An 11518-nucleotide genomic window follows, 5' to 3' on the forward strand; every position below is an offset into this window, starting at 1 on the left:
CCCCGGCGACCACCCGGGCCCGGAACACGTGCACCAGCACGTCCGGCAGGGCGCCGCAGCGGCCGGCCGGGGGCGGGGGAGCGGCGGGGTCGCCGAGCCGGTAGAGGCCGACCAGGTCGACCAGGTCGACCTCCCAGCCGGTCTCGGCGCGGATCTCCCGGCACGCGGCGGTGGGCGGGCTCTCGTCGCGGCGCAGCCGCCCGCCGGGCAACGCCCAGCGCCGGCCGCCACCGGACTGGCGGCAGAGCAGCACCCGGCCGGACGGGTCGGTGACGACCGCGGCGACCGCCCAGGTGAGCGCGCTCATGGACAAAGAGCCTACGACCGCGCAAACCAGAAGTCAGCCGACCCGCGAACCCGGCCGGACCGGGGTGCCGCGAGGACGGTCCACCCCGGTACCGTGTGCACCCGTGACCCTCGCCCCGATGACCCCACTGGCGGCCCTGCCCAGCCCCAGCACCGCCGTATGGCAGCTCGGACCGGTTCCGATCCGGGCGTACGCGCTCTGCATCATCGCCGGCATCGTGGTGGCCTGCGTGGTCACCGAGTACCGGCTGCGCCGCCGCGGCGTCGCTCCGGGCGCCGTGCTCGACATCGCCGTCTGGGCGGTGCCCGCGGGCATCATCGGCGCCCGGATCTACCACGTGATCACCTCGCCGGAGAAGTACTTCGGGGCCGACGGCCATCCGCTCAAGGCGTTCGCCATCTGGGAGGGCGGCCTCGGCATCTGGGGCGCGGTGGCCGGTGGCGCGGTCGGCGCCTGGTTCGCCGCCCGGCAGCTCGGCATCCCGTTCGCCGTGGTGGCCGACGCGCTGGCGCCGGGGCTGCCGCTGGCCCAGGCGGTCGGCCGGTTCGGCAACTGGTTCAACAACGAGCTCTTCGGCGGGCGCACCAGCCTGCCCTGGGGTCTGGAGGTCCACGTGATGGACCCGGACAACCCGGGGCACGCGCTGCGCGACGACGCCGGCAACCCGGTCCTCGAACCGGGGCTCTACCACCCGACCTTCCTCTACGAGGCGCTGTGGAACATCGGCGTCGCCGCGCTGGTCCTGGTCCTCGACCGGAAGTTGCGGCTGGGCCGGGGGCGGGCCTTCGCGCTCTACGTGATGGGTTACACGGCGGGCCGGTTCTGGATCGAGCTGATGCGCACCGACGAGGCCAACCACATCCTCGGCGTGCGGCTCAACGTGTGGACCGCGGCGCTGGTCTTCCTCGGCGCGCTCGCCTACTTCGTGCGGGTGCGCGGGCCGCGTGAGTACCTGGTCCCGGTCGGCGAGCCGGCCGTGCCGGTCCCGCCCGCGGGCGGCGACGTGTCGCAGGTCGACCTCTCCGCGCGGGAGGCCGGGGCACGGCCGGTCGCGCCGGAGGGCTACCGGGTGGTGAGCGAGGAGCAGTTCCGCGCGTACCGGGAGACCGGTGCGGTCCCCGCCGAGGAGCCGGCGGCGACCGACGAGGCCGACCGGGACGAGGCCACGGAGGCCGGTTCCGAGGAGGCCGCCACGGAGGCGGACGCCGCGGAGCGCGAGCCGGTGGACGGCCCGGCCGACGAGGCGCGACCCGACCCGGACCGGGCGGACGAGGACCGGGCCGGTGCCGGCGGCGCCCGCCCCGCCGACCGGGACAGCTGAGCGGGGGAGTCATGCGGAGCGCGGTGGTGGTCGGCGCCGGCCTCGGCGGGCTGGCGGTGGCCGGCGCGCTGGCCCGGTCCGGCTGGCGGGTCACCCTCCTCGAACGGGCCGACCGGGTCCGTCCGGAGACGACCGCCGTGGTGCTCTGGCCCAACGGGGTACGCGCGCTGCGCGCCCTCGGCCTGGGCGCCGGGCTGGACGCGATCGCCACTCCGCTGCCCGACGGCGGGGTACGCCGCCCCGACGGGCACTGGCTGGTGCAGCCCCGCCCCACCCCGGCCGAACGGATGCCGGTGGTGGTGCACCGGGAGGACCTGCACGACGCGCTGATCGCCGGGCTGGGCGACCAGGTGGAGCTGCGCACCGGGGTGACCGTGCGGACCGTGCGGGCGGCGCCCGGCGAGCGTCCGGCGGTCGGCGACGGCCGGCACACCGTCGAGGCGGACCTGGTGGTCGCGGCCGACGGCACCGACAGCGAGATCCGCCGGCAACTCGCCCCGGAGACGGCCGTGGTGAGCTCCGGCTGCGCCGCCTGGCGGGCCGTCATCCCCTGGTACCGGGCCCCGCAGCTGCCCGACGACCAGCCGGTGCACGGCGAGACGCTGGGCGCGGGCTACCGCTTCGTGGCCGCCTCGCTCGGCGACCGGGGCACGGCGGGCGCCTCCCGCCGGGGCGGCATCTACTGGGTGGCCACCGCGGCCGGGGCACCCCGCCCCGAGCCGCCGGAGACCCAGCTCGCCCTGCTCAAGCGCTGGTACGCGGGCTGGCCCGCACCGATCGCCACGCTGCTCGACGCGACCGACCCGGCCGACGTGGTGCAGCAGGAGATCCGCGAGCTGCGCCCGCTGCCCCGGTCGTACGGCTTCCCGGCGGGGCCGGGCGGGGTGGTGCTGCTCGGTGACGCCGCGCACGCCATGCCGCCGCACCTCGGGCAGGGCGCCTGCCTCGCCTTCGAGGACGCGGCCACCCTGTCGGCGCTGCTGCGGGAGTCCCGTCTCCCCGACGCGGTGGCCGCCTACGACCGGCTGCGCCGGCCGCGCGCGGCGACCATGGTGCGGCAGACCCGGCGGATGTCGGCCGTCCTGCAGACCCGGGGCCGGCTGGCGTTGCGCGCCCGCGACGCCGCGCTGGGCACGATCAGCCCGCGGCTGCGCAACACGGCGGCGACCGCGGCCGCCTCCTGGCACCCGCCGGCCTGACCCCGTCCGCCCCCTGCCGGGCGGCGCTGTCCGGGACCGGGTGGGGCTGGCGGGCGAGTGGGAGTCAGCCGATCACGGCGGTGGGTTCGGCGATGCAGGCGGTTCCGACGCGGCGGAAGCCGACCCGCAGGTAGACCCGGGCGATCTCCTCGCTGCCGGCGGAGAGGAAGACCAGGTCGGTGCCGGCGGCACGCAGCCGGTGGGCGAGGGTGGCGGTCACCGCCGCGCCGAGGCCACGGCGGCGCGCGGCCGGCAGGGTGGCCACCCCGGCGATCTCCGCCACGTCGTCGACCCGCATGGCCATGCCGCTGGCCAGCGCCCCCTCGTCGGGGGTCTCGGCGAGCGCCGAGATGCGCCGGCCGTCGGCGATGCGGACCGCCTCCTCCTCCAGCGCGGCCACGTCCAACCGGGAGACCGTGGCGTCCCGCTCGGCCGGGCCGGCCTCGCCGCGCGCGGTGCCGCCGTGCGAGAAGCCGACCGCGGCGACGGCCCGGCGCAGCGCCACGTCCGCCGCGAAGCCGGGGTCGGCGGGGTCGAGGACCCGCACCGGTACGTCGCTGAGCGTCGCCGGGTCGGGCAGGCGCTCCGGCTCCAGCACCATGAGCGGCGCCTCCAGCACGCTCAGCCCGGCCGCGCGGGCCACCGTCAGCAGATCCGGGGTGAGCTCGTGCACCCACTCGAACGCCTCCGGCAGGCCCAGTTCCCGCTGCCGGGCCCGGACCGCGGTGACGTCGGCCAGCGAGGGCGGCTCGGTGGCGCCCGGCCGGGGGCGGGCGTAGAACGGCCAACCGGCCCCGTTCCGGACGAACAGCACGAGGGCGCCGTGTTCCTCCGCCCGGGCCCCGTCCCGGGGCACCGCGTCGTAGAAACGCTCCAACCGGTCGAGCGCGTCAGCGCGTACGACATCCACCGCGCGAGACTACACGTCCCAGATTCTGGAAGTGTGATCAATCTGAACTGGCCTTGCGCCGCACGCCCTAACGTAGACTCAATAAAACCCCCGAGGGCCGACGTCGTCCCCACCATGTTCCAACCTGAGTGACGACAGGAGGCCCGGTGGCCTTTCCGTACCCTCCCAGCCCCCAGCCGGCCCCGCGGACGACGGGGCTCTACGACCCCGCGCACGAGCACGACGCCTGCGGTGTGGCCTTCGTGGCCGACCTGCACGGGCGCCGCTCCCACGAGGTCGTCGCGAACGGCCTCGGGGCGCTCTGCCGGCTGGACCACCGGGGCGCCCGGGGCGCGGAGCACAACACCGGTGACGGCGCGGGGATCATGATCCAGGTGCCGGACGCGTTCCTGCGTGCGGTCGTCGACTTCCCGCTGCCGTCCGTGGGCCAGTACGCCACCGGCCTGGTCTTCCTGCCCGACGACGACGCGGCCGAGGCCCGGGCCCGCCAGGTGGTGGAGAAGTACGCCCTGGTCGAGGGGGCCGACATCCTCGGCTGGCGCGAGGTGCCCACCGACCCGTCCGGCCTCGGCGAGACCGCCCTCGCGGCGATGCCCCGGGTCCGGCAGCTCTTCCTGGCCGCGCACCGGCTCACCGACGCGCCCGCCGGGCCGGCCGGCTCCCCGCTGACCGGGCTCGACCTGGACCGGGTGGCGTTCTGCCTGCGCAAGCAGGTCGAGCGGGAGACCGCCGAGCGGGGCGTGCCGGCCTACTTCCCGTCGCTGAGCGGCCGGACCATGGTCTGGAAGGGGATGCTCACCCCGGACCAGCTCCCGGCGTTCTACCCGGAGCTGACCGACGAGCGGGTGGTCAGCGCCATCGCGCTGGTGCACTCGCGGTTCTCCACCAACACCTTCCCGTCCTGGCCGCTGGCCCACCCGTACCGGTTCATCGCGCACAACGGCGAGATCAACACGATCCGCGGCAACCGGAACTGGATGCAGGCGCGGGAGGCGCTGCTGCGCAGCCCGAACCTGCCGGGCAACATCCGGCGGGTCTTCCCGGTCTGCACCCCGGCCGCCTCCGACTCGGCCAACTTCGACGAGGTCCTCGAACTGCTGCACCTGGCCGGGCGGAGCCTGCCGCACGCGGTGCTCATGATGATCCCCGAGGCGTGGGAGAACGACCCGGAGATGCGTGCCGACAAGCGCGCCTTCTACCGGTTCCACGCCAGCCTCATGGAGCCGTGGGACGGCCCCGCCTCGGTCGCCTTCACCGACGGCGAGATCGTCGGCGCGGTGCTGGACCGCAACGGGCTGCGCCCGGGCCGCTGGTGGCACACCGCCGACGGGCTGGTGGTGCTGGGCAGCGAGGCCGGTGTGCTCGACCTGGACCCGGCCACCGTTGTCGCCAAGGGCCGGCTCCAGCCCGGCAAGATGTTCCTGGTCGACACGGTCAACGGCCGGATCGTCTCCGACGACGAGATCAAGACCGAGCTGGCCGCCGCCCGCCCGTACGGGGAGTGGCTGCACGCCGGCCTCATCGAGCTGGACGAGCTGCCCCCGCGCGAGCACATCGTCTACACCCACGACTCGGTGCGCCGCCGGCAGCAGACCTTCGGCTACACCGAGGAGGAGCTGAAGATCCTGCTCGCGCCGATGGCCCGCAGCGCCGCCGAGCCGATCGGCTCGATGGGCACGGACACCCCGATCGCCCCGCTCTCCACCCGGCCGCGGCTGCTCTACGACTACTTCCACCAGCTCTTCGCCCAGGTCACCAACCCGCCGCTGGACGCCATCCGCGAGGAACTGGTGACCAGCCTGGCGTCGACCATCGGACCGGAGGGCAACCTGCTCGACCCGGGCCCGGCGAGCTGCCGGCAGATCGTGCTGCCCTACCCGGTGATCGACAACGACGAGCTGGCCAAGATCCTCTCCATCGACGAGGACGGCGACCTGCCCGGCTTCAAGGCGGTCCGGGTCTCCGGGCTCTACCGCGTCCGGGACGGCGGCGCCGGCATCAAGGCCCGGCTCACCGAGATCTGCCGGCACGTCTCCGAGGCGATCGAGGACGGCGTGCGCATCCTGGTGCTCTCCGACCGGGACTCCAACGCCGACCTGGCCCCGATCCCGTCGCTGCTGCTCACCGCCGCGGTGCACCAGCACCTGGTCCGGGAGCAGACGCGGACCCAGGTCGCGCTCATCGTCGAGTCCGGCGACTGCCGCGAGGTGCACCACGCGGCCGTGCTGATCGGCTACGGGGCGGCGGCGGTCAACCCGTACCTGGCCTTCGAGTCGGTCGAGGACATGATCTCCACGGGCGCGCTGGTGGGCGTGGAACCGGGCAAGGCGATCCGCAACTACGTCAAGGCGCTCGGCAAGGGCGTCCTGAAGATCATGTCGAAGATGGGCATCTCGACGGTCTCGTCGTACTGCGGCGCGCAGGTCTTCGAGGCGGTCGGCCTCGACACCCGGCTGGTCCAGCGCTACTTCCGGGGCACCCCGAGCACGATCAGTGGCATCGGGCTGGCCGAGATCCACGCCGAGGTGGCCGCCCGGCACGCCCTGGCCTGGCCGGCCCCGGGCGGGCGGGCCACCGACCGGCTGGAGGTCGGCGGCGAGTACCAGTGGCGCCGCGAGGGCGAGCTGCACCTGTTCAACCCGGAGACGGTCTTCCTGCTCCAGCACGCCACCCGCAGCCGCCAGTACGACGTCTTCCGGCAGTACACCGCCAAGGTCGACGAGCTGGCCGCGCGGGGCGGCTCGCTGCGCGGGCTGTTCAGCCTGCGTACCGGGGTGCGCCCGCCGGTGCCGCTGGACGAGGTCGAGCCGGCCGGCGAGATCGTCAAGCGGTTCGCCACCGGCGCCATGTCGTACGGGTCGATCTCGGCGGAGGCACACGAGACCCTGGCCATCGCGATGAACCGCCTCGGCGGCAAGTCGAACACCGGCGAGGGCGGCGAGGACGTCGACCGGCTGCACGACCCGCGGCGCCGCTCGGCGGTCAAGCAGATCGCCAGCGGCCGGTTCGGCGTGACCAGCGAATACCTGGTCAACGCCGACGACCTCCAGATCAAGATGGCCCAGGGCGCGAAACCCGGCGAGGGCGGTCAGCTGCCCGGCAACAAGGTCTGGCCGTGGATCGCCCGGACCCGGCACGCCACCCCCGGCGTCGGCCTGATCTCCCCGCCGCCGCACCACGACATCTACTCGATCGAGGACCTGGCCCAGCTCGTCCACGACCTGAAGTGCGTCAACCCGTCCGCCCGGGTGCACGTCAAGCTGGTCAGCGAGGTCGGGGTGGGCACCGTGGCCGCCGGCGTGGCCAAGCTCAAGGCCGACGTCATCCTGATCTCCGGCCACGACGGCGGCACCGGCGCCTCCCCGCTCAACTCGCTGAAGCACGCCGGCACCCCCTGGGAGCTGGGCCTGGCCGAGGCGCAGCAGACGCTGCTGCTCAACAAGCTCCGCGACCGGGTCACCGTGCAGGTCGACGGCCAGCTCAAGACCGGCCGGGACGTGCTGGTCGCGGCGCTGCTCGGCGCCGAGGAGTTCGGCTTCGCCACCGCCCCGCTGATCGTCGAGGGCTGCGTGATGATGCGGGTCTGCCACCTGGACACCTGCCCGGTCGGCATCGCCACCCAGAACCCGGTGCTGCGCGAGCGCTTCACCGGCCGGCCCGAGTTCGTGGAGAACTTCTTCCTCTTCCTGGCCGAGGAGGTCCGCGGCTACCTGGCCGAACTGGGCTTCCGCAGCATCGAGGAGGCGATCGGGCACACCGAGCTGCTCGACGTCGCCCCCGCGATCGACCACTGGAAGGGCCACGGGCTCGACCTGAGCCGGGTGCTGGACCTGCCCGAGCTGCCCGAGGGCGCCGCCCGGCGCGGGATCCGGGCCCAGGACCACGGCCTGGAGCTGGCGCTGGACAACCAGCTCATCGCCCTGGCCGAGCCGGCGCTGCGCGACGGCACCCCGGTCCGGGTCGAGGTGGCCGTACGCAACGAGCACCGCAGCGTGGGCGCGATGCTCGGCGGCGAGGTGACCCGCCGCTTCGGCGGCGCCGGCCTGCCCGACGACACCGTCGAGTTCCTGCTGCACGGCACCGCCGGCCAGTCGTTCGGCGCGTTCCTGCCGCGCGGGGTCACCCTGCGCCTGCACGGCGACGCCAACGACTACGTCGGCAAGGGCCTTTCCGGCGGTCGGCTGGTCGTCCGCCCGGACGCCGCCGCGCCGTTCGCCGGCGCGGACGCCGACCCGGGCCGGCGCGCCGAGGACCAGATCATCGCCGGCAACACCATCCTGTACGGCGCCACCGGCGGCGAGGTCTTCCTGCGCGGCCGGGTCGGCGAGCGGTTCGCGGTGCGCAACTCCGGTGCGGTGGCCGTCGTCGAGGGCGTCGGCGACCACGGCTGCGAGTACATGACCGGCGGCACGGTGGTGGTGCTCGGGCCGACCGGGCGCAACTTCGCGGCCGGCATGTCCGGCGGCACCGCGTTCGTGCACCGGCTGGACCGGCGGCTCGTCAACGCGGAGCTGGTCGACCTGTCGCCGCTGCGCGAGGAGGAGCGGGAGCGGCTGCACGAGCTGGTCCAGCGGCACTTCGCCGAGACCGACTCGGCGGTCGCCGAGGAGCTGCTGAAGCGCTGGCCGGAGGCGGTGGAGGAGTTCACCGCCGTGGTGCCCCGGGACTACCGCCGGGTGCTGGAGATCATGCGGGCCGCCGAAGCCGCCGGCCGTGACGTCGACGACGCGGTGATGAGCGCGCTTGCGCCGTCCGCCGCGCCGGTGCCGCCCGCGCCTCGGGCGGTCGCCCAGGAGGTGGCTCGTGCCTGACCCGAACGGTTTCCTGCGCTACGACCGGCGGCTGCCCGCCCGCCGCCCGGTGCCGGTGCGGATCATGGACTGGCGGGAGGTCTACCCGCCGGCCGGCGAGGAGTTGATCCGCGAGCAGGCCACCCGCTGCATGGACTGCGGCATCCCGTTCTGCCACGACGGCTGCCCGCTCGGCAACCGGATCCCGGACTGGAACGACCTGGTCCGCACCGGCGGCTGGGACTCGGCGGTGGAGTCGCTGCACGCCACCAACAACTTCCCCGAGTTCACCGGCCGGCTCTGCCCGGCGCCCTGCGAGGCGGCCTGCGTGCTCGGCCTGGGCGGCCAGCAGCCCGTCACCATCAAGCAGGTCGAGGTGGAGATCGCCGACGCCGCGGTGGCCCGGGGCGGGCTGCGCCCGCAGCCGGCGCCGGCCCCGACCGGCCGGTCCGTCGCCGTGGTCGGCTCCGGCCCTGCCGGTCTCGCCGCCGCACAGCAGCTCGCCCGGGCCGGCCACGCCGTCACCGTGTACGAGCGGGACGACGCGCCCGGCGGCCTGCTCCGCTACGGCATCCCCGACTTCAAGCTGGAGAAGCGGCACATCGACCGGCGGCTGGCGCAGCTCGCCGCCGAGGGGGTGCGCTTCCGCACCGGGGTGAACGTCGGCGTCGACGTCACCGCCGAGCAGCTGCGCGCCGAGCACGACGCGGTGCTGCTCGCCTGCGGCGCGCTGCAGGGCCGGGACACCCCGGAGACGCCGGGGCGGGCGCTGCGCGGCGTACACCAGGCCATGGCGCACCTGGTCGCGGCGAATCGGGTCGTCGCGGCGGCCGGCGAGGGCAGGCCCGCCCTGGCCACGCTCCCGGACGGCAGCCCGATCGACGCGGCCGGCAAGCACGTGGTGATCATCGGCGGTGGCGACACCGCCGCCGACTGCCTCGGTGTGGCCCACCGGCAGGGCGCGGCCGGCGTGCACCAGCTCGACCTCTACCCGGAGCCCCCGACCGACCGGGACGCCGCCCGCGATCCGTGGCCCACCTGGCCGTGGGTGCTGCGCAGCTACCCGGCGCACGAGGAGGGCGGCGAGCGGGTCTTCGCCGTGGCGGTGCAGGAGTTCGTCGACGACGGCACCGGCCAGGTCCGGGCGGTCCGGATCGCCGAGGTGACCGTCGAGAAGGTCGACGGCAAGCGGATCGTCACGGCGCTGCCCGGCTCGGAGCGGGAGATCCCGGCCGACCTGGTGCTGCTCGCCATCGGCTTCGAGGGCACCGAGGAGCAGCCGCTGCTGACCCAGCTCGGGGTGACCCGCAACCGCCGGGGCGCGGTCGACGCCCGCCCCGACTGGCGGACCGACGCCGACGGCGTGTTCGTCGCCGGGGACATGCACCGGGGCGCCTCGCTGATCGTCTGGGCGATCGCCGAGGGCCGGGCCGCCGCCGCGGCCATCCACGGGTACCTGGGCGGGGTCGGGACGCTGCCCGCGCCGGTCGACCCGGCCCGGCAGCCGCTCGCCGCCCGCTGACCCGCGCGTCGCCGACACCCCGGTCCCCGGCGGACCGGGGTGTCGTCCGGTTCGTGCCCGGCCCGGCCCGGGCGTCCGACCGTGCTGGTGAACCCCCTCACCAACTGTCGTCGGGAGGTTTGACCGCCGCCAGACTTGTGCGCTGGCCGGACCCACGGGTCCGGCTTCGTCGTGTCACCGTCTGGACGGGGAAACACTCATGGCCCTCGGCGCCACGTTCGCCGCGCTGCGCCACCGCAACTACCGGATCTGGGCCGCGGCCGGGTTCGTGTCGGTGATCGGCACCTGGATGCAGGTCCTCGGCGTCAACTGGTTCGTGCTGGCCGAGACCGGATCGGCCACCACGATGGGGTTCACCGTCCTGCTCCAGGCCCTGCCCACGCTGGTGCTCAGCGTCTGGGGTGGCGCGCTGGCCGACCGCGTGCCCGCCAAGCCGCTGCTGATCGGCGCCCAGGCCGCCCACGCGTTGCTCGCCGCCGGGCTGGCCGTGGTCGCCGTCACCGGCGCCGGGGGCCTCCCGGCCATCTACGCGATCTCGCTGGCCACCGGGGCCGTGTCGGCGATCGAGGGACCGGTGATGGGCCGCTGGGCCTCCACCCTGGTCGACCGGGAGAGCCTCGGCAACGCCCTCGCGCTCGGCTCGCTCACGAACTCCGCCGGACGGATCCTCGGCATGAGCCTCGGCGCCGTCGTGGTCGCCGCCGTCGGCCCCGCGCTGCTCTTCGCCGCGAACGCCGCCAGCTTCGTCGCGGTCGTCGTGGCGCTGTTCGCCGTACGCGAGGGGGAGCGGCACGCCGGTGCGGCCGCGCCGGCCGACGCGGCGCCGTCCGACGGCGGCATCCGGGCCGGCTTCCGCTACCTCAGACGCCAGCCGGTGGTGCTGGTGGCCCTGGCGCTCTCCTTCGTGCTCGGCAGCCTGGGCCGCAACTACCAGGTCACCATGGCCGCGATGAGCGACGGGCCGCTGCACGGCGGCGTGTCCGGCTACGGCCTCCTCTCCACCGTCTTCGCCGTCGGCACGGTGCTCGGTGCCCTGTTCGCGGCCCGCCGCGCGGAACTCGGCTACGCGGTGCTGGTCGGGGCCGGCCTGCTGGCCAGCGGGCTGCAGATCGTCGCCGGCCTGGCCCCGGGCACGCTGAGCTTCGCCGCGGTGATCCTGCCGGTGGCGGCCGCGGCGGTGATCATCGACACCACGGTCGGCGCCCGGGCCCAGCTCGACACCGACTACGCCATGCGCGGGCGGGTGCTGGCCGCTCTGGCGGTCACCGGCTCGGTCTCCGCGGCCGTGGGCGCGCCGCTGCTCGGCTGGCTCGCCGAGCACGCCGGCCCCCGGCAGACCCTGGTGCTGGCCGGCACGGTCACCGCCGTCGCCACCGCGGCGGCCGGCGTGGCCCTGGACCGGCTCCGCGAGCGCAAGCTGGCGCACCGGCTCACCCTGGTCCTGGCCGCGCCCGTGGCCCGCCCGGTAC

The 11518-nt window shown here is 75.2% G+C and carries 7 protein-coding genes; 5 read left to right on the forward strand and 2 right to left on the reverse strand.

Annotated features, from left to right (window positions below; genetic code table 11):
- A partial coding sequence (locus tag B0E53_RS26830; protein ID WP_146167779.1) for an NUDIX hydrolase occupies positions 1 to 307 on the reverse strand: 307 nt, incomplete at its 3' end.
- A 103-nt stretch (positions 308 to 410) separates the two neighbouring features.
- Between B0E53_RS26830 and lgt the strand changes: the two genes are divergently transcribed.
- Positions 411 to 1628 (forward strand): prolipoprotein diacylglyceryl transferase, encoded by a 1218-nt coding sequence (gene lgt, locus B0E53_RS26835; protein WP_107078575.1) that lies wholly within the window; start codon positions 411 to 413, stop codon positions 1626 to 1628.
- Positions 1629 to 1639: 11 nt separating this feature from the next.
- Positions 1640 to 2827, forward strand: coding sequence for an NAD(P)/FAD-dependent oxidoreductase (locus tag B0E53_RS26840; RefSeq protein WP_107078576.1), 1188 nt, complete (start codon positions 1640 to 1642; stop codon positions 2825 to 2827).
- 64 nt (positions 2828 to 2891) lie between these two features.
- On the opposite strand, the gene B0E53_RS26845 is transcribed toward B0E53_RS26840, so the two are convergent.
- Positions 2892 to 3737, reverse strand: coding sequence for a GNAT family N-acetyltransferase (locus B0E53_RS26845; protein ID WP_107078577.1), 846 nt, complete (start codon positions 3735 to 3737; stop codon positions 2892 to 2894).
- A 146-nt stretch (positions 3738 to 3883) separates the two neighbouring features.
- Here B0E53_RS26845 and gltB point away from each other — a divergent pair, with 146 nt between their 5' ends.
- From gltB to B0E53_RS26860, 3 genes are all read left to right on the forward strand, one after another.
- Positions 3884 to 8548, forward strand: a complete 4665-nt coding sequence (gltB, locus tag B0E53_RS26850) for a glutamate synthase large subunit (RefSeq protein WP_107078578.1) — start codon at positions 3884 to 3886, stop codon at positions 8546 to 8548.
- Positions 8541 to 10049, forward strand: a complete 1509-nt coding sequence (locus tag B0E53_RS26855; protein ID WP_107078579.1) for a glutamate synthase subunit beta — start codon at positions 8541 to 8543, stop codon at positions 10047 to 10049. Before gltB ends, B0E53_RS26855 begins: the two co-directional genes overlap by 8 nt.
- A 199-nt stretch (positions 10050 to 10248) precedes the next feature.
- Positions 10249 to 11518 (forward strand): MFS transporter (locus B0E53_RS26860; RefSeq protein ID WP_107078580.1); only part of this gene is annotated, 1270 nt, incomplete at its 3' end.

This window comes from Micromonospora sp. MH33 (assembly GCF_003013775.1).
GTDB lineage: Bacteria > Actinomycetota > Actinomycetes > Mycobacteriales > Micromonosporaceae > Micromonospora > Micromonospora fulviviridis.

What these genes read in the sequence shown, in the direction of transcription:
- B0E53_RS26840 (WP_107078576.1), top strand. Translation starts at nt 1,640, where the DNA reads ATGCGGAGCGCGGTGGTGGTCGGCGCCGGCCTCGGCGGGCTGGCGGTG.